The 18372-nt window shown below is 65.2% G+C and carries 16 protein-coding genes, 1 tRNA gene and 1 pseudogene; 9 read left to right on the top strand and 9 right to left on the bottom strand.

Annotation, left to right across the window (positions count from 1 at the left end):
• Positions 1–37 precede the first annotated feature (37 nt).
• Positions 38–1324, top strand: coding sequence for an alanine racemase (locus tag ABW18_RS02350; protein WP_049697355.1), 1287 nt, complete (start codon positions 38–40; stop codon positions 1322–1324).
• A complete protein-coding gene (locus ABW18_RS02345) occupies positions 1321–2631 on the top strand; it encodes a D-arabinono-1,4-lactone oxidase (protein ID WP_049697528.1) in 1311 nt (436 codons plus the stop codon). Before ABW18_RS02350 ends, ABW18_RS02345 begins: the two co-directional genes overlap by 4 nt.
• Positions 2632–2674: 43 nt before the next feature.
• Here ABW18_RS02345 and ABW18_RS02340 read toward each other — a convergent pair whose 3' ends face one another.
• Positions 2675–4033 carry a M20/M25/M40 family metallo-hydrolase gene (locus ABW18_RS02340; RefSeq protein WP_049697354.1) on the bottom strand — a complete coding sequence of 453 codons (1359 nt, stop codon included), beginning with the start codon at positions 4031–4033 and terminating at the stop codon, positions 2675–2677.
• Between the two features lie 98 nt (positions 4034–4131).
• Between ABW18_RS02340 and ABW18_RS02335 the strand changes: the two genes are divergently transcribed.
• Positions 4132–4217, top strand: a tRNA-Leu gene (locus tag ABW18_RS02335).
• A 293-nt stretch (positions 4218–4510) separates the two neighbouring features.
• On the opposite strand, the gene ABW18_RS02330 is transcribed toward ABW18_RS02335, so the two are convergent.
• Positions 4511–5062, bottom strand: a complete 552-nt coding sequence (locus ABW18_RS02330) for an SRPBCC family protein (protein WP_049697353.1) — start codon at positions 5060–5062, stop codon at positions 4511–4513.
• Positions 5059–5493 (bottom strand): ArsR/SmtB family transcription factor, encoded by a 435-nt coding sequence (locus ABW18_RS02325; protein ID WP_049697352.1) that lies wholly within the window; start codon positions 5491–5493, stop codon positions 5059–5061. Before ABW18_RS02325 ends, ABW18_RS02330 begins: the two co-directional genes overlap by 4 nt.
• Before the next feature lie 84 nt (positions 5494–5577).
• Here ABW18_RS02325 and ABW18_RS23460 point away from each other — a divergent pair.
• From ABW18_RS23460 to ABW18_RS02315, 3 genes and pseudogenes are all read left to right on the top strand, one after another.
• A pseudogene (locus ABW18_RS23460) lies at positions 5578–5811 on the top strand (sigma-70 family RNA polymerase sigma factor); the annotation flags it as partial.
• 106 nt (positions 5812–5917) lie between these two features.
• Complete coding sequence (locus ABW18_RS22230) at positions 5918–6190, top strand: sigma factor-like helix-turn-helix DNA-binding protein (protein WP_053117319.1); 273 nt, start codon at positions 5918–5920, stop codon at positions 6188–6190.
• Between the two features lie 288 nt (positions 6191–6478).
• Positions 6479–8380, top strand: coding sequence for an HNH endonuclease signature motif containing protein (locus tag ABW18_RS02315; RefSeq protein WP_053117316.1), 1902 nt, complete (start codon positions 6479–6481; stop codon positions 8378–8380).
• A 160-nt stretch (positions 8381–8540) separates the two neighbouring features.
• Here the strand turns inward: ABW18_RS02315 and ABW18_RS02310 are convergent, their stop codons facing one another.
• A complete protein-coding gene (locus tag ABW18_RS02310) occupies positions 8541–9461 on the bottom strand; it encodes a mechanosensitive ion channel family protein (protein ID WP_200903196.1) in 921 nt (306 codons plus the stop codon).
• Positions 9462–9506: 45 nt separating this feature from the next.
• On the opposite strand from ABW18_RS02310, the gene ABW18_RS02305 reads away from it, so the two are divergent.
• Both ABW18_RS02305 and ABW18_RS02300 read left to right on the top strand, forming a co-directional pair.
• Entirely contained in the window at positions 9507–10541 is a 1035-nt protein-coding gene (locus tag ABW18_RS02305) for a nucleoside hydrolase (protein ID WP_049697350.1), read from the top strand.
• A gap of 10 nt (positions 10542–10551) precedes the next feature.
• Positions 10552–11502 carry an LLM class F420-dependent oxidoreductase gene (locus ABW18_RS02300; RefSeq protein ID WP_049697349.1) on the top strand — a complete coding sequence of 317 codons (951 nt, stop codon included), beginning with the start codon at positions 10552–10554 and terminating at the stop codon, positions 11500–11502.
• 57 nt (positions 11503–11559) lie between these two features.
• On the opposite strand, the gene ABW18_RS02295 is transcribed toward ABW18_RS02300, so the two are convergent.
• Together ABW18_RS02295 and ABW18_RS02290 are read right to left on the bottom strand one after the other, a co-directional pair.
• The gene (locus ABW18_RS02295; protein ID WP_049697526.1) at positions 11560–12429 is read right to left on the bottom strand and encodes a siderophore-interacting protein; all 870 of its coding nucleotides are present in this window, start codon (positions 12427–12429) and stop codon (positions 11560–11562) included.
• A 20-nt stretch (positions 12430–12449) separates the two neighbouring features.
• Positions 12450–13763 carry a lysine N(6)-hydroxylase/L-ornithine N(5)-oxygenase family protein gene (locus tag ABW18_RS02290; RefSeq protein WP_049697348.1) on the bottom strand — a complete coding sequence of 438 codons (1314 nt, stop codon included), beginning with the start codon at positions 13761–13763 and terminating at the stop codon, positions 12450–12452.
• A gap of 175 nt (positions 13764–13938) precedes the next feature.
• On the opposite strand from ABW18_RS02290, the gene ABW18_RS02285 reads away from it, so the two are divergent.
• Positions 13939–15228 (top strand): isochorismate synthase, encoded by a 1290-nt coding sequence (locus ABW18_RS02285; RefSeq protein ID WP_049697347.1) that lies wholly within the window; start codon positions 13939–13941, stop codon positions 15226–15228.
• Here ABW18_RS02285 and ABW18_RS02280 read toward each other — a convergent pair.
• From ABW18_RS02280 to ABW18_RS02270, 3 genes are read right to left on the bottom strand one after another with little or no spacing between them, the layout of a single operon-like run.
• Positions 15187–16455, bottom strand: coding sequence for a cation:proton antiporter (locus ABW18_RS02280; RefSeq protein WP_049697346.1), 1269 nt, complete (start codon positions 16453–16455; stop codon positions 15187–15189). The two genes, ABW18_RS02285 and ABW18_RS02280, sit on opposite strands and share 42 nt — an antisense overlap.
• A gap of 16 nt (positions 16456–16471) precedes the next feature.
• Positions 16472–18001 (bottom strand): tryptophan 7-halogenase, encoded by a 1530-nt coding sequence (locus ABW18_RS02275; RefSeq protein WP_049697345.1) that lies wholly within the window; start codon positions 17999–18001, stop codon positions 16472–16474.
• Complete coding sequence (locus tag ABW18_RS02270) at positions 17998–18273, bottom strand: phosphopantetheine-binding protein (RefSeq protein ID WP_049697344.1); 276 nt, start codon at positions 18271–18273, stop codon at positions 17998–18000. Before ABW18_RS02270 ends, ABW18_RS02275 begins: the two co-directional genes overlap by 4 nt.
• Positions 18274–18372: the final 99 nt, after the last annotated feature.

Here is an 18372-nt window from a genome sequence, read left to right as displayed (position 1 = left end):
CTCCGATCTCCCCACAACACCTCTGGGAGCAGCACATATGGGCCGTCTCGAGGCCGCGACAACCCACTCGGGCGCAGTCGCGTCGTCACAGCCGTGGTCGACCGACCCCGACGGGTATTACGCGGGAATCGACGCGGCGGTGCGTGATGCGGGACTCGACGCGCCGACCCTCGCACTGGATCTCGCCGCGCTCGAACACAACATCGCCGACCTGACCGCCCGAGCGGCTGGTGTGCCGATTCGGTTGGCCAGCAAGTCGCTTCGAGTCCGATCGATCATCGACGACGTCGTCGCGCGCGATGGGTTTGCGGGACTCCTTGCCTACGATGTCGCCGAGGCGCAGTGGTTGGCCACCGAGTCGAACATCGACGACGTGCTCCTCGGGTATCCGTCGGTTCGACGTGCCGCTCTCGCCGACCTCCTCGCCGACGACGTCGCACTGACGCGCGTCACGCTTCTCGTCGACGACGTCGCGCAACTCGACGTCATCGACTCCGTCGTCTCGCCAGCACACCGTTCGGCGGTTCGCGTGGCCATCGACCTCGACGCCTCGTTGCGACTGTTCGGCGGTCGCGTCCACCTCGGTGTCCGACGCTCCCCTGTGCACGATGCAGACGCCGCCCTGACGCTGGCCCGTGCGATCGTCGCACGTCCGGGGTTCGCGCTCGTCGGCGTGATGTCGTACGAGGCTCAGGTTGCGGGAGTCGCCGACGACGTCGACGGCAAACCGTTGATGAACAGGGCGACCCGGGCGATGCAGCGCGTGTCGATGCTCGAATTGCGACGACGACGGGGCGCGATCATCTCCTCGCTGCGCGAGCTCGCCGACATCGAGATCGTCAACGCGGGCGGAACCGGCTCGCTCGAAGAGACCGCGCGCGACGGGTCAGTCACCGACATCGCCGCGGGCAGTGGACTTTTCGGCGGTCATCTGTTCGACGGATACCGACGCTTTCAGCCCGCTCCCGCGTTGATGTTCGGTCTCGACGTGACGCGCAGACCCGCGCCGAAGATCATCACGTGCGCGGGTGGCGGATGGATCGCCTCCGGCCCACCCGCGCCCGACAGGCTCCCGCGTCCGGTGTGGCCCGCGGGTTTGTCCTACGTCGGTACCGAGGCCGCAGGCGAGGTGCAGACGCCGCTGACCGGCGACGCCGCGTCGACGCTGGTGCCGGGTGATCGAGTGTGGTTCCGCCACACCAAGTCCGGCGAGGTGTGCGAGCGCGCCAGGACAGTTGCTCTGATCGGACGTGACCAGAACGGACAGGCACGCGTCGACGATCTCGTTCCGACCTACCGAGGGGAAGAAAAGTGCTACCTGTGACAACACAGACGCGCACGCAGTGGCGCAATTGGAGTGGAAACCAGTCGGCCACAACGGCAGTCGCGACACCCGACAGCGTCGACGCCGTCGCGCAGCTCGTCGCGACAGCAGCGGCCGACGGGACACGCATCAAGCCGATCGGCTCCGGGCACAGCTTCACCGCCATCGGCGTGCCAGAGGGCATTCAGCTCGACATGTCCGCGCTGCGCGGGGTGGTCGGCGTCGACGGGAAACGGGTGACGTTGCGTGCGGGCACCCGGCTGCACGAGATCCCTGCTCTGCTCGCCCCTTACGGGCTCGGAATGCGCAATCTCGGCGACATCGATCGCCAGACGATCACCGGGGCAACGTCGACGGGTACACACGGAACCGGTCTGCACTTCGGCGGGATCTCGACGCAGATCGTCGGCGCGAAGATCGTCACCGGTACCGGCGACGTCGTCACTCTCACCGCCGACGATGACGAATTGCGCGCTGTCGCTTTGGGATTGGGTGCGCTTGGGGTCATCGTCGAGCTGACCATCGAATGCGTCGACGCATTCAGTCTCCGCGCTCACGACGAGCCTCTCGACCTCGACGATGCGGTCGGCGGCTTTCTCGACCGCGTCGAATCCTTCGACCACCACGAGTTCTACTGGTTCCCGCACACTCGTCGCGCGCTGGCCAAGACCAATACAAGGCTTCCCGCAGATGCGACGCCAAGTGGGCCGGGCTCGGTGCGTAGATACATCGACGACGACCTGATCAGCAACAAGGTCTACGGGGTTGTCTGCGAACTCGGACGGCGGGTTCCCGCAGTTGTTCCGACGCTCAATCGGGTTGCGAGTCATGCGCTTTCGGAGCGCACGTACGTCGCACCGTCGGCAGAGGTCTTCGCGTCGATCCGCGATGTGCGCTTCCGCGAGATGGAGTACGCGGTCGAACTGCCCGCTGTGGCGGAGGTACTCAACGACATCGAGAAGCTCATCCCACGCAAGGGATACCGCGTCAGCTTCCCGGTGGAGGTGCGCGCGGCCGCCGCCGACGATCTGATGCTCTCGACAGCGTCGGGACGTACCACCGGCTACATAGCGGTCCACCGCTACCACCGTGACGATCCCGCAGACATCTCGGCGTTCTTCGCCGACGTCGAGGAGATCATGGTTGCCCACCACGGCAGGCCACACTGGGGCAAGCTACACACTCGCGACGCGGAGTACTTCCGCGCTGTGTACCCGCAATTCGACGATTTCCTCGCGGTTCGGGACAAGTACGACCCCTCGCGCGTCTTCGGCAACGACTACCTGCGGCGAGTGCTCGGCGACTGATCGCGCTGACGCGTCGCAGCTGAACCGTAGGTCGGGGGACCGCTCAGCTGTGATGCAGGAAGTGCTCGAACACCTGCGTGCCGAACAGGACCGAATCCACCGGGACACGCTCGTCGACGCCGTGGAAGAGCGCGGCGAAGTCGAGCTCGGGTGGCAGGCGCAGCGGCGCGAAGCCGAAGCACCTGATTCCGAGCTTGGCGAACGCCTTGGCGTCGGTGCCGCCCGACATCATGTAAGGGACGGTCCGACCGTCCTCGTCGTAGGCGAGGATCGCGTCATTCATCGCGTCGACGAGGTTACCGTCGAATGTCGTCTCGTAGGAGTCAAGGTGGGTGATCCATTCCCGTCGGACGTTGGGGCCGATCAACTCGTCGATCTCAGCCTCGAATGCCTTCTGGCGCCCGGGAAGAACGCGGCAATCGACGACGGCCTCGGCCTTCTGCGGGATGACGTTGGCCTTGTAGCCGGCCTTGAGCATGGTCGGATTGGCGGTGTCGCGCAGTGTGGCACCGAGGATCCGGGCGAGGCTGCCCAGTTTGAACAGGGCGGTCTCGAGGTCGGGTGTGTCGGGACCGAGATCCCAACCGGTCTCCTCGGACACCGCCTGCAGGAACTCGGCCACCGAATCGCTGATCACGAGAGGGAATTCGTGGTTTCCGATTCGCGCGACCGCGGAGGCGATCTCGGTGACAGCATTGTCGGAGTGCAGGAACGAGCCGTGGCCCGCAGTGGCTTCGGCGGTGAGCCGCATCCACGAGAGCCCCTTCTCGGCCGTCTCCACCAAATAGAGACGACGCTGCGTGCCGTCCGGGCGGTCGACGGTCAGTGAGTAGCCGCCGACCTCGCCGACTGCCTCGGTGATGCCCTCGAACAGGTCCGGCCGATGCTCCACCAGCCAGTGAGAACCCCACGTCCCGCCGGCTTCTTCGTCGGCAAGAAAGGCGAAGACCAGTTCACGCGGCGGCACGGTGCCGTCGCGTTTGAACTGGCGGGCCAGTGCCAGCGCCATCCCCGCCATGTCCTTCATGTCGACGGCGCCGCGGCCCCAGATGTAGCCGTCGGACACCGACCCCGAAAACGGGTGGACACTCCAGTCGGCAGGCTCTGCGGGCACGACGTCGAGATGCGCGTGCACCAGGAGCGCACCACGGTCGGAATCAGGCGGACCGGCGAGCCGCGCGAACACGTTTCCGCGTCCCGGTCGCCCCGACTCGACGTACTGAGTGGTGTACCCCACCTCTTCGAGCATCCCCGCTACCCACTTGGCGCAGTCCTCCTCGCCCTTCGTCGTCTCGGGCTCTCCCGTATTGGAGGTGTCGAAGCGGATCAGTTTGCTGACGATATCGACCACTTCGTCGACGGCTTTGATGGTCCCGGCGGTGTTCTCAGGCTCCGAAGTCACCCCTCACTCCTACGGGATTTGGGATACGGGGGCAACCTCGGTTAGTGTTATCCGGCCCGGTGCGGAACGGAGAAATCCGCGAGACACCGAAGCACCGAGTCCGAGTGGCGGAATGGCAGACGCGCTAGCTTGAGGTGCTAGTGCCCTATTAACGGGCGTGGGGGTTCAAGTCCCCCCTCGGACACCGCGAGAATCCCGGAGAGCATTGCTCTCCGGGATTTTTTTCGTTGGGCGGCCGGGCTGGGGCAATCGAGCCGTGCTGGGTCGTGTCGGGAGATCGCGAGTACAGATGCTCAAGCCAGTCTCCAGCGTGGAGGACCGGCGACAAGATCTGCACGGTCGGTCCAAGTGCCTGCGACTGAATGTTTTCCGTGTCGGCGCCGTCGCGCATTGCTGTGGCGCAGACAAGAGACTCGCGCCCGCTTCCCGCCGCACCGCCGGTCATTACTCAACCGGCGGGGGTCGACACCGCCGACGTCAGTAGCCGGAGTCCGGTGACCGGTTCGCGCTCGCGTTCACCCGGTCCCGCACCGTGAGGTAGTACTCCCGTTGCGCCGGGTAGTAGTCATCGAAGTCGATGTCGGCCGGGTCCGTTCCGGTCACTACCGCTGAGAGACGATCCAGGTAGTACTCCCACCCCGGTCCGGTGCTTTCGATGATCTCCGGGTCGTGGACGATCTGACTGAGCCTCAGCGTCGTGATGCCACTGTTCTCGTCCAGCTCAAGGATCAGATCCCACGTACCGGCATCGTCGGTCGTGTGCACCTGAAGGACATGTGGCGGCTCGCAGCGTCGAATGTCGTAGCGCACCGGGGTCATGTTCTCCTCCCCCTCGGCGTTCATCGTGAAGGCGACGTGACCCTCGTCGGGGTCGCCGTCGAAGAAACCGATCCAGCGGGCGAGTCGATCGGACTCGGTCACGGCGGCCCACACGTCGTCGACGGCGGCGCGGTAGGTACGGGTGAACTCGACCACGTCGCCATCTCGGCGGACGCGGTGCCGGCCGCTGGGTATGGGTGCATTCGTCATCCTGACTCCTGTATCTGGTGGGATGTGACGTCGGGTTCGGCAGTGTGTCGGCTGGACCTGTCTGGGCTTGCGGCCCTGCGTCTTTCGCGTCGGGTTCGGTACACCTCGGTGTTCAGGGCGTCGAGTGCCGACTCCGCGATCGGCACGCGGGAGGCGTCCGCGGCGTCCCCGGATCCGAGGTCGGACAACAACTTCCTCACCTCGAGCAGTGGTGTCGGGTCGAGTCGGTAGTGACGTTCCCGGCCCGTCGTGGCGGCCTCGACCAGGCCGGCCTCGGCGAGCACCCGTAAGTGTCGACTCACCGCGGGCCGCGAGATCGGGTGACGGGCGGCGAGCAACCGTTGGATGTCGACGACTCGTTGCGGGCCGTCGACGAGGATCCGCAGGATCCCGCGACGCACCGGGTCGGCGATTGCGACGAAGACGGACACTCATAAATGGTAACTGACTAGTTACCAAATGTCGGGTGTCTTTGTGGAAGGGGCAGCGAGCGGCGACTGCCATGGGGTGGCGATGTGCAGGCCGATGCGGTGAGTGAGGCGTCCGAGCAGTATCGCCGAGAGCTGACCGGGTACTGCTATCGCATGTTGGCGTCTCCGTTTGATGCTGAGAACGCGGCGCAGGAGACGATGATGCGGGCGTGGCAGCACGCCGATCGATTCGACCCCGCCAAAGGCTCTAACCAGTCATGGTTGTACAAGATCGCCACCAACGTGTGTTTGGACGCTCTGCGCGGCTTTCGTCGACGGACCCGCTCGATGGACCTGAGCGGGCCGCGTGAGCCGGGTCCCGACATCGGCTCGGCACTGCCTGAGGACCATTGGGTGCTGCCGATCGCCGATCGCCATGTGCTGCATGATGACAACGACCCACTGTCGGTCCATCTGCAGCGCGAAATCGCTGCGACTGGCGTTCGTGGCCGCTCTGCAACGGTTGACGCCGATGCAGCGAGCGACGGTGATCTTGCGCGACGTCTTGGGCTGGACTGCCAAGGAGGTCTCGGTCCTGCTCGAGTGCTCGAGCGGGGCGGTAACCAGTCTCCGACGAGCACGCGCCCGGCTGGCGGAGGGCCCCGTGGGCGCCGACACGGTCGATCTCGCCGAGGTCGACCGGGCCGGCTTGCTGTAACGATCACGTCCCGCCGCCGACGACGAACTACCACGCTGTGGCGCTAAATGTTTGGCAACTATCGCCACGGAGAACCGTGCCGCCGTCGCGTTATCGGCGATCACGAGCATCCTTGGCACCTCGAGTTGTTCAACGCCGCAACGCTGGACCGAAAAATGGGTGGTCGGGACTCGGCGAGACGCGTGTCCACAAGGTCGAAAAATTGTTCGAGAATTCCTCGACGCTGTCGGTATTGTCGGGTAATGTAGAACACATATTCGACGCGACGTGGGGCGGGGGTGGCGGCACGTGAACAGCAACAGCAATGGCGTTGGGGCCGGTGGTGCGCCTTCGGCTTTGGCTACCGCTGCGGTGGGGTCGGCGGATGCGGTGGTGGCGGAGAAGCTGTCACGTCTTGCCGCGGTGCTGGATGAGTTGGCTGCCGTCGATGTGTCGTTGGTGTCGGACGCGGCGCTGGTGGAAGCCACCGTGGAGGCCGAACGCCTGGCGTTGCGGACTGCGGGCGCTGTCACCGATCGGTTGATTGTGGAGGCCTCCGACCGGGACCTGCCCCGCGCGTTGGGTTTCCGCGATGTTCGCAATTTCATGGGGCATGGTCTGCATATTGGTGATCCGGCTGCGCGGCATCGGGTGATCGCTGCGACCGGGTCGTTCACCACGATCTGCGGCGACCGACTGCCACCGTCGTGTCCCACCCTGGCCGGCTATGTCGTAGAGGGTCGGGTCGCGGGCGCGCACGTGCGTGCGGTGTTGGAGGTGTTGGAGGCGATCCCTAGTGAGGTGTCGGCCGAGACGAAAGCTGCCGCCGAAGCACAGATGGCCGGCTACGCGGTCCAGTTCACGCCCGCCGAAATCACCAATTTGGGTTCACGATTGTTGGCGCATCTCGATCCTGATGGCACGCTGACCACCGCGAAGGACCGCAAACGTCGACGTCGCCTGTGGGTGAACCGACAGAACGCGCAACTCATGTCACGGTTGACTGCCGACCTCGATCCGATCGCCCGCGCCCGACTCGATACGGTGCTCGACTCGTGGGCCAAACCCGGCATGAACAACCCGGATGATCCGGAGTCGCCTGTCGGTCCGATCACCACCGCTAACGCCGAGCAGGTCGCGGCAGCTGCCCTGCGTGATGAACGCTCACCCGCGCAACGCAACCACGACGCCTTCTCCGCACTCCTGCAGCAAGTACTCGAATCAGGGATGTTGGGCAACACTCACCGCGGGTTACCGATCCAGGTGATCGTCACCACCAGCCTGCACGAACTCGAAGCACAGGCAGGGATCGCACAAACCACGTCTGGAACACTGCTGCCCATCCAAGACGTGATCGAGATGGCCGCCTCTGCCGGTGCCAGCCAGTATTTGGCGGTGTTCGGTGAGCACACCAGCGTGCCGCTCTACCTGGGGCGGTCGAAGCGAATCGCGTCGCTGGGACAACGACTCGCCTCCTTTGCTTCACCCGGCGGGAAAATGTGTTCCGCCCCCGGCTGCAACCAGCCCGCTTCACGGGTGCAGATGCATCACGCAGCCAAAGACTGGGCCGACGGCGGACTCACCGACATCGACCAGTTGGTTCCCGCCTGCGATGTACACAACCGGCGGGTCGGCTCGAAACCCGGCCAATTCACCACCCGCATGATCACCGAAGGCCCCGACACCGGACGCGTTTCGTGGCGACTCAACGCCAAGCCCGGTATGCCGGAGAATCCCGAACGCATCAACCGCATCGCCGACGTCAAAGCCGACTTCCACGACTACCTCACCGCCGAACACTCCAGCAATCAAGCCGCAACCGCGGCACGCGCAACCGGGACGGGCACCGACGCGACAGTTACCGAGATCGGCGCGCGGGGCCCGGGTACAGCGGACGCCGAGATCGTCGCGGACGCAGTGGGCGCCTGGATGGAGTCGCCGCCGTCGATGCCAGGTGCGCCGAGCGTGAATGAGCAGACGTTGACCGGCATCGAGCGCGCGCTGGTCGGCAGGATGCCTGTCGGCGATACCCCGCCCCTCAGCAGGCGGGTCGACATCCGATGGAACCTCCCCAGGCCACTCGAACTCGACCCCGAGCCGCCCACAGACCCCAACCCGCCCACAGACCCGGACGCGCCAACCGGTCCGGCTCCACCAGGCGACCCCAACCGGCTCGGCGGCGCCGACCCACCGCTGGCCGACGCAGCCTGACCAACGGTCACCTGACCGACGCGCCAACCCCTAGCCTGGGCGAACCGTCGAATCCGGTTGTGCCGCAACCCGTCCACACCCCGCCACCACACGCCGGTGGCGGGGCAGGCGTGGTTGCTCGGTCGGTCGCCCAGCCTCGCACGCCACGCCCCTGCTGCCGCTAGTTCGGCGACGCGGCGAGGAGTTGGCCCCGCGGATACGGCAGTTCGATGCCATGTTCGTCGTAGGCACGGAGGATCTCGCGGCGCAGTGTCCGCTGAACCTTCCACTGCGAGTTGGGCTTTGTGGTGACAGTCATCCTCAGGATCAGTTGATCGGCAGAGAGTTCCTGCACGCCGAGCATGTCGGGTTCGCCGGTCACGTGCTCGGAAAGCGCATCCGACTCCACGGCCGCGTGCGCAGCGGCGAGTGCCACTTCCTGCGCCCTGTCGACATCCGCCGTGAGCGCGACGGGCAATTCGACGCGGGCTACCGCGTACTCCTGGCTCATGTTGCCGACGCGCGCGATCTCGCCGTTGCGGACGTACCAGAGCGTGCCGTCGACGTCGCGCACCGTGGTGATCCGAAGACCGACCGATTCGACCTCCCCGACTGCCTCGCCGAGATCGACGATGTCGCCGACCCCGTACTGGTCCTCGAGCAGCATGAAGATTCCCGTCACGAAGTCGCGCACGAGATTCTGAGCACCGAATCCGATTGCCAGACCGATCACACCGGCTGAGGCGATGAACGGCGCGATATTGACACCGAGTACGGACAGGATCGCCAGCACCACCCAGGTGAGCAGCACGATCGACACAACGGACTTCAGCACCGATCCGATGGTGCGGGCACGTTGCGAGCGCCTCTGGTTGATCACTGCCCTGCTGGCGCCAGACGGTGCGCGGTCACGCAGGTGGCGTAGGAGCAGCGGCATCGAACCCTCTCCGGGTCGACGTCGTGTGACGCGGTCGATGAGCCGGCTGCACACGAACCGGGCCACCAGCGCGACGATCACATACCCGACGATCCTGATCGGGTTCTCGATCAGCCATTCCCGATTTGTCTCCGTCCATTCGAAAGCCGTTGTGTACGTTGCCATGAACCCGACCGTACGTATTCGTTGCGAATCCATCAGAATTGTGTCGTGACCCAGCGACTGTTCTTCGACTGCGACACCGGTATCGACGATTCGGTCGCACTGCTGTACCTGCTTGCCCGCACCGACGTCGACATCGTGGGGATCGCGAGTACCGCAGGGAACGTGCCGGTCGACGTCGTCGCCGCCAACAACCTCGCCTGGCTGTCGCTGTGCGAGCGAGGCGAGATTCCGGTACATCGCGGACCCGACGGTCCGCTCGTCGCACCACTGATGACCACCGAGGACACACACGGACCGCTGGGCGTCGGATACGCGGAGTTGCCCACATCTGATCTCGTCGTCGCCGACACCGACGCACCAGACGCCTGGCTCGACGCCGCGCAGGCGCACGACGGGGAATTGGTCGGGCTGGTCACCGGGCCACTCACGTCGCTTGCCACCGCGATACGACGCGACCCGAGCCTGCCACGACGACTTCGGCGGTTGGTCATCATGGGTGGCGCCTTCCATGTCCACGGCAACACCACGCCCGTCGCCGAGTGGAATATCGCCGTCGACCCGGAGGCCGCAGCCGAGGTCTTCGCCGCGTTCGGCGTCGACGGCGCACCTGCCCCGATCGTCTGCCCGCTCGATCTCACGGAGACCGTCGCACTTCTCCCCGACCACCTGGTTCGACTCGCGGCCGCGGCGGGCAGCACTCCTGTCGAGTATCCCGATCCGACAGACGAAGCCGGCATCCGATCGGTTGCCGACAATCCGATCGTGCGTCACCTCGTCGACGCAATGCGTTTCTACCTGGAGTTTCACGACGCTCACGACGAGGGCTACCTGGCTCATCTGCATGATCCGTTCGCCGCGATGGTCGCACTCGACCCCGCGATCGCCGACACCCTGCCCGCCCAGGTCGGTGTCGAGCTCACCGGAGCCCTGACCCGTGGGATGACCGTCGCCGACGAGCGTGGCATGTGGGGCGGAACCCCGAATGCCCGTATCGCAACAGCAACCGACGTCGACGCCGTGTTCGATCACCTCATCGAGACGATCGCCTCGCTCGCCCGCCAGATCGGCGGTTCGGCGTAGCGTCGACGAGGTGACGACACTCGGCTACCAGATCCCGAACTTCACCTACCCCGACACAGCACCCGACCAGCTCTTCCCCACCATCGCCGCGCAGGCCGTCGAAGCGGAGAACTCCGGGTTCGACACCGTTCTGGTGATGGACCACTTCTACCAACTGCCCATCCTCGGCGCCCCGGACGAGCCGATGATCGAGTGCTACACACTGCTCTCCGCACTCGCCCAGCACACCTCGCGGGTGCGTCTGTCCTCTCTGGTCACCGGCAATACCTATCGGAACCCGACGCTGCTGGCGAAAAGCGTCACCGCGCTCGACGTCGTGTCGGGTGGTCGTGCTCAACTCGGGATCGGGGCCGGGTGGTTCGAGTTCGAGCATCAGTCGCTGGGCTTCGAATTCGGTACCTTCACCGATCGATTCGAGAAGCTCGAAGAAGCACTGCAGATCATCCTGCCGATGTTGCGCGGCGAGCGGCCATCACTCGACGGCAAGTGGTACCACGTCGAAGAGGCAATCAATTCTCCTGCGCCACTTTGCCGCATCCCGGTGATGATCGGCGGTGGTGGCGAGAAGAAGACGTTACGGATGGTCGCGCAGTACGCCGACGAGTCCAACCTCATCGCCGCACCCGAGGATCTGCCGCGGAAACTCGACGTCCTTGCCGCCCACTGCGATCGGCTCGGCCGCGATCGGTCGGAGATCACGGTGACCGCGCAGACCTCGGCCTGCATTGCGCCCACCGAGGAGCAAGCCACGGCCGAATTCGAGGCGTACCTCGCACGGAATCCGGCCGCAGAGGTTCGTCGAGCGTCGACCATCGTCGGTAGTCCCGAACAGGTCGCCGCGCGCTTCTCCGCTCTGCTGGAGAGCGGAATCGACGGCGTGACGGTCAACTCTCCGGCCAATGGGCATGTCCCCGGTCGCGTGACACTCCTCGGCGAGACCCTGGCGCCCCTCATCGGTTGAGCGGAGGGGCCGGGACGAATCCCGCCGACAGCATCGGCGTCTATTCCGGCGGCCCTCTTATTCCGACGTTTCGTCGTCCTCGACGTGGTGGTCGAGGTTGACGGTTCCGGTGCGCCAGTACCCGTCGACCTTGACGCAGTCCTTCGGCCGACCGAGCTCGCGTCGCAGATGGCGTCGAATCGGCTTGAGCGACAACGCTTCTCCGGCGAACCAGCTGTAGAAGTTGCCTTCGGGGAGGTCTAACTCCTCCACCGCGCGCAGGAGGTTCGTGCCCCTGCCCGACTGATCGGCGCCCCGGTGGACGAAGTGCACCCGGGCGTTCGGGCGCTGAGGAAGGTCGATCTCCGTCTCGGGTCCGGTGACCTCGGCGAAGGCGATGACCTGCTTGTCGTCGGGTAGCTCTTCCAGCCAGCGCGCGAGAGCGGGTAGCGCGGTGTCGTCGGCACCGAGCAGGTACCAGTCGTAGCCGGTCGGATAGATGTGGGAGCCGCGCGGACCGAGCATTCCGAGTCGATCGCCCGCAACCGCGCCTCCCGCCCATTTTCCGGCGACGCCGTGATCGTGCAGCACGAAATCGATGTCGAGGACGCCGCTCTCACGGTCGAAGGCCCGAATGGTGTAGTCGCGATAGATCGGGAACTTGCCCTCGGTCGGCAGCCGCATACCTTCGGCGCCGACGCCGGGCATGACTATCTCGCCACTTTCGGGATCCGGGAAGAACAGCTTGATGTGGTCGTCGGGTGCCATGTGCACCACGATGAAGCTCTCCGGTGCGCTGATGGAGAACCGCACTCGACGCATGTCCGGACTCAAGTCGATGGTCTCGACAACCTCGACCGTGCGCGGCAGCAGGTCGTACATGGTCAACTTGATCTCGGTCGCGTGAGGCCTAATATCCTGCCCCTGCACGGCATCGATGCCGGTCACGTTGCTCACCTCTCGAAAACTCAAGCGCCAGAAGCGCTATGGCCAACGGGTACGGCCGCCGGCATCGGTTGATTCGATCCGCGACCCACGACGGCGTCGAGGATCTCCCCCGATCGGATGGCCACGTTCGACAGTAGCGTCGACGTGAGTCCGTGTGTGTGTTCTGAGTTGCCCTGTACAAAGATCTGCCCCGTGATCTCCGGGGAGGTCTGCAGTCGGTACGCACGGTCGAGTACGGGTCGGCCGTGTTGATCGGCCGCACAGTGGGCAGCGAGATCGCCGAGCATGTCCGCGACAGGGGTCGGCTCGAATCCGGTTGCGAATACGACGGCGTCGCAGTCGAGATCGATTACCTCGCCCGTTGTGCGATGCGCGATGCGCAGGCGTGCGACGTCGTCGGCCTCGTCGAGGTCGGTGACCTCGGTGGCGCCGTGTACGAAGAGGCGGCGATTGCCCGATACGCGCTCGGTGTACTCGCGTCCGTAGAGGTCCTGGATCAGTACCGGATCGACAGCCGAGTAATTCGTGCTGCGGTGGTACTGGAGCAGACGGTCGCGCCACGCCGGTTCGGCCGAGAAGTACTCGTCGACGGCCTCGGCGTCGAAGATGCGGTTGGCATAGGGGCTGTCGTCGGCCGGCGTGTAGCCGAACTTGGAGAAAACGGCGTGCACCTCGGCGCCAGTCGTCTCATGCAGGAAAGCCGCAACCTCTGCAGCGCTCTGACCGGCGCCGATCACGGCGAACCGGTGATGCGTCAGTGGCGGTAGCTTGGCCAGGTTGGGCAGCACGTGATGGTTGTGGAAGACGCGTCGGCCGGCGACAACACCCGCCGGAAGCTTCGCCCGCAGCCCTCCGCCGAGCACGAGATTGCGCGACCGCACGCTCTCGCCAGACGCCGAGGTGATGTCGAATGCGCCGTCGGTGAACGTGACCGAGCTGATCTCGGAGCCGTAGTCGACCGGCACCGACACGCGTTCGGCCGCCCACCGGAGATAGTCGTGGAATTCGACACGCAGCGGGAAGAAGTCCTGACGGTTGATGAAGTGGCCCAACCGGTCATGCTCGGCGAGGTAGCTCAAGAACGAGTACGAACTCGACGTATTACGTTGCGTCACCAGATCTTTGAGGAACGACACCTGCATCGTCGCCCCGGGAAGGAGCATGCCGGGGTGCCACCCGAACTGGGACTTCTTCTCGAAGAACCGTGCCTGGATCTCACCATCGCGTGCCGTGCTGTTGTCGTTGTGCTCCTCGACCGCGATGGCCAAAGCCAAGTTCGACGGTCCGAATCCGATGCCAGCGATATCGAGTTCGGAGTTCCGCTTACTACACACGCGCCACTCCCTAGATCGTCGTGATTTCCGTGGGCCACCGCCGCACGCAAGACTAGGTAAGTCTAACCTAATCCTTAGGTCGGGTTCAGGTACCCCCCGCGAGGCCGGACCCGCACCCATCAGCACACGTCAGCGCACGCCGAATCCGCATCGAACGAGGAGGACGACCGGCATCATGACTCTTTCGACCTCGACAGGGCGCGTGGATGATCCCGACGCTCAGCCCGCCCGCGTCGACGGATCAACCACGCCTGCCGATCATTTCGAGCTTTACGGACTCGACTACCGCTGTTCTGCGAGTGGTGCTGTCGCCTCGTTCAATGATCCCGCACGCGCAGCCGAGTCACTCGCGAGCGGCGAGCACTCAGCGATTGTCGGCGCTTTGGCATTCGACACCGAGGCACCGAGCGCGCTGACCGCGCCCGCACACATCCGCTTCGACGTGCCGACGAGCTCTCGGGCCGCAGCCGTCGCGAACATTCCCGTGCCGAACATCCCCGTCCCGAACGCAGTTGGCTCGACCAACGCACCAGGCCCGGTCGCCGAGGCCCGTGTGGTCGCCGCAGAACCGCTCCGCGAGGAACACCGTGACAGGGTCGCTGCAGCGGTGGCAGTGCTCGCGGACTCGACCAATCCGCTGGCCAAGGTGGTGCTGGCACGAAAGCTGTTGTTGGACACCAGCCCGAGGCTGACACCGGAGTCGTTCATGGCCGCCCTCGCCGCACTGAACCCGCACTCGGGAATCTTCCGCACGGAGCTCACTCCCGCGGGTGATGCCCACCACGGGCGGCATCTCGTCGGCGCGAGCCCCGAGGTACTCATACGACGGCGCGGTCGTCAGGTGAGCGCTCATCCGCTCGCCGGATCCACTCCACGCCATCACGACCCGATCGTCGACGCCGAGCGCGCAGCAACGCTGAACTCGTCGGCCAAAGACCTTGGTGAGCACCGTTTCGTCGTCGATGCTCTGCGGAGCGCCCTCGCGCCGCTGTGCACGCGACTCGACGTACCCGACGCGCCCAGCATCGTGGGCACGTCGTCGATGTGGCACCTGGGAACGCCGATCGTCGGCGAGCTCGCCGATCCGTCGACGACGGCGCTCGATCTCGCAATCGCCGTGCATCCGACACCTGCGGTGTGCGGAACCCCGACCGCCGCGGCCAGGGAGTACATCCTCGCGACTGAAGGCGACCGTGGTTTCTACGGCGGTGCAGTCGGCTGGTGCGTCGGAAATCTCTCTACTGACGAGCGCTCGGGAGCGCTGCGCGGGGCCGACGGGATCACGCCAGGAGACGGCGAGTGGCTCGTCGCTATCCGGTGTGCGGAAATCGACTCGCGCACAGGAACTCTGGCGACCTGGGCGGGTGGCGGTATCGTCGCCGACTCCGATCCCGACGCGGAAGTCGCGGAGACCACGGCCAAGCTACGTACCGTGCTGCGCGCTCTCGGCGCCGACGAGATCTGACTGACCGGCCTCCTGCCGGCATCGTCGCGCGGCGGCCGCGACCATCGGCCCCGCCATCACCGACGTGACCACCGCCATGACGACGACAATCATGTAGGTCTCCTCGCTGAACACTCCGAGACTCAAACCTGTTGTCGCAATGATGATCTCGACGACCCCGCGAGCGTTGAGCCCGCTTCCGACCGCCATCGACTCCCATCTCGACAGACGCGCGAGGCGAGCCCCGAGGTATCCGCCAAGCAGTTTGGCGACGACGGCGACGGTGATCACACCGACTGCCACTCCCGCCACGCCCGGAGAGGCGAGAACTCGCAGATCGACGTGTAGACCTGCCGACGCAAGAAACACCGGCGCCAGCACCGCGGTGGTGACCAACCGCAGCGGCGCCACGACGCGCTCGGGACGTCGACCACAGGCAATCCCGGCGAGCAGCGCCCCGAGGACGGCTTCGAGGTGCAGAGCTTCGGTCGCCGCAGCACCGGCGACCATGGCGATCACCATCACGGCTGCCGACTGTGCGTCGTGGCCACCGGATTCCAACCGACTCAGCACACGCCCGATCACGGGCCGCGCGACGAGCGCAACGGCCACCGAACCGATCATTGCCAGCAGAGTCAACGGAAGGTGCCAGCCGCGCAGCCCCACGGTGACCAGGGCTGAGACAGCAGCCAGCGCCAGCCACGCGGCGAGGTCGGTGAGAGTGCCCGCCGAAAGGATGAGCCGACCGAGTCTCGTCTGCAATAGGTGGAGGTCGCCGAGGATCCGAGCGATCACGGGTATCGCGCTGACCGACATCGCGACGCCGAGCAGAACCGCGAATTCTGTTGTGCTCGTGGCGTCACCTGTGTTCGAACCGTCACCGAGGTACTCGGCAGGCAGCACGAGTCCGATTCCGATGCCGGCGACGAGCGGGATCACGAAAGAGACTCCGCTGACGACGCCGATGGTGCGGGCGTTCCCGCGCAGGAACGGCCCGTCGAGTTCGGTTGCCGCAAGTCCGACGAGTAAGACCACGGCGAGCGTGCCGACCGCGGATATCGCCGTGGTCGGCGCGCCGTCTGCATCGACGACCACTCCCGTGACCTGGGGTGCCACCATGCCGAGAACCGACGGGCCGAGCAGCACACCGGCGACCAATTCGCCTGCCATCGAGGGGAATCCGAGTCGACGCGCGATCGCTCCGCAGACGAGTGCCGCCCCGAGGATCAGCGCCAACGCTGTCAGCATGGCAGGTGCGTGCCGATCAGACGGTCGCGGGAGCCGGTTCGGCCCAGCTCAGTCCATCGGCCGACGGAACGAGTCCGCCGTCGAGCAGTGGCGGTTCGCTTCCGTCGGTACCAACCGCCCCGCGTGCCTGGAACGCGTTCATCTCCTCCATGACGTCACGCACGACCTGCGTACCGAAGAGATGTCCCATCCGCTGGCCCGAGTCGGTGTCCATGCCACCGGTTCGCTCCGCGGCCTCGGTGAGGGCGGCCGTCGACGCCGAGAAGCGCTCGATGATCTGTTCCGGGTCGGTGAGGGCCTGTTCGCCGGAGTAGGCACCCGCGACCAGCGACACGAATGCGGTCATGTCGTTGCGGTCGAAATTGGTGACCTTGCGTGCCTTCCAGAAGTACGAGTCCTCTGACTGCTCCATGTCGTAGAAGGCCGACAAGAACTCGTAGAAGACTGCGTATTCGCGACGGTACCGACCCTCGAACTCGGTGAACGCGCGCTCTTCGGTCATCGCACCCGCCAACACACTGTTGATCGATCGCGCCGCCAGCACACCCGAATACGTTGCGAGATGAACCCCGGTGGAGAACACCGGATCGATGAAGCACGCGGCGTCGCCGACGAGAACCATGCCGTTTCCCCAGAACTGGGTATTGGCATACGAATAGTCCTTGCGGATTCGGATCTCGCCGTAGGTGCCCTCGGTGACGCGGGTGGCGTCGGACAGCATGTCCTTCACGATCTCGCAGCGATCGACGTAGTGCAGCAGCGTCTCTTCCTGTGCGTTGAGAACGTGCTCTGCCTTGTCGCGCGAGATCACGGCACCGACACTGGTCAGCGTGTCCGATAGCGGGATGTACCACATCCACCCCTCGTCGAACGCCGCGCACAGGATGTTGCCGCTGTCCGGCGCTGGGAAACGCTTGCCGTTCTCGAAGTATCCGAACACCGCGACGTTCTGGAAGAAGTCGGAGTAAATCCGTTCTCCGCCCGCATATTTCGACAACCGCGTGGTGTTTCCCGACGCATCGACGACGAACTTGGCGTCGATCTGGTGCTCAACCCGGTCGGCGTCGACGTAACGGATGCCGGTGACCCGGCCGGTCTCGTCGGTGATTGTCCCGTTGACCCTGCTGCGCTGCCGCACGTCGACTCCCTGCTCCGCAGCGTTCTCGAGCAGGATCTGGTCGAACTTCATGCGCTCGACCTGGTACGCGTATGACCCCTCACCCGCAAACTCCGGCGAGATGGCGAACAAGAAGTTCCACGGCACCGGATTCTTGCCCCAGCGGAAACTGCCACCGCGTTTGTGCATGAATCCCGCGTTCTTGATCTTCTCGTCGACGCCGAGGAGTCGGCATACGCCGTGAATCGTTGACGGAAGCAGTGATTCGCCGATCTGATACCGGGGAAACGACTCCTTCTCCAACTGCACCACGCGGTGGCCGCTGCGCGCCAAGAGTGTCGCGACCGTCGAACCTCCCGGCCCGCCGCCGACGACAACGACGTCGGCGGTCTCGCTCACCGGTTGCCCGCTACGAGTGGCGTCGCTCACCGGAGCCCTCCCTCGTTGGCACCGGAAACACTGTCCGCGGTGAGTTCACGAATCCAGGAGCCGACGACCGGGTCAGCGGCCATACTCACCAGATCTGCCTTGTGAGCACCTGCGGCGCGCCAGCGCTCGATCAGTGACATCAGCCGAACCGAGTCGAGACCGACGTCGAGAACGTTTGTGTCATCGGTGATTTCACTCTCGTCAACACCGAGGATGCCAGCAATGTCGGCGATGATCCGTTCTCGGGTGAGTACCGTATTCGTTGTGGCCATGCCGTCCTCTCTCGTGACATGCGGTGAATTGCGAGCATCGCAGCTCGAACTCTGGTAAGCATTGGCTTACCAACATCGACAGCGCAGCCCCGCCCCCGC

It is taken from the genome of Gordonia jacobaea, assembly GCF_001186365.1.
Lineage (GTDB): Bacteria > Actinomycetota > Actinomycetes > Mycobacteriales > Mycobacteriaceae > Gordonia > Gordonia jacobaea.
The sequence above is the reverse complement of the archived record's forward strand: the minus strand, read 5'-3'. Positions and strand labels throughout refer to the sequence as shown.

Excerpts from the sequence above, each read along its gene's own strand:
- ABW18_RS02350 (WP_049697355.1), top strand. The coding sequence starts at position 38 with ATGGGCCGTCTCGAGGCCGCGACAACCCACTCGGGCGCAGTCGCGTCG.
- ABW18_RS02270 (WP_049697344.1), bottom strand. The coding sequence starts at position 18,273 with ATGGCCACAACGAATACGGTACTCACCCGAGAACGGATCATCGCCGAC.
- ABW18_RS02280 (WP_049697346.1), bottom strand. The coding sequence starts at position 16,455 with ATGCTGACAGCGTTGGCGCTGATCCTCGGGGCGGCACTCGTCTGCGGA.
- ABW18_RS02330 (WP_049697353.1), bottom strand. The coding sequence starts at position 5,062 with ATGACGAATGCACCCATACCCAGCGGCCGGCACCGCGTCCGCCGAGAT.
- ABW18_RS22230 (WP_053117319.1), top strand. The coding sequence starts at position 5,918 with ATGATGACAACGACCCACTGTCGGTCCATCTGCAGCGCGAAATCGCTG.
- ABW18_RS02285 (WP_049697347.1), top strand. The coding sequence starts at position 13,939 with ATGACTCTTTCGACCTCGACAGGGCGCGTGGATGATCCCGACGCTCAG.
- ABW18_RS02310 (WP_200903196.1), bottom strand. The coding sequence starts at position 9,461 with ATGGCAACGTACACAACGGCTTTCGAATGGACGGAGACAAATCGGGAA.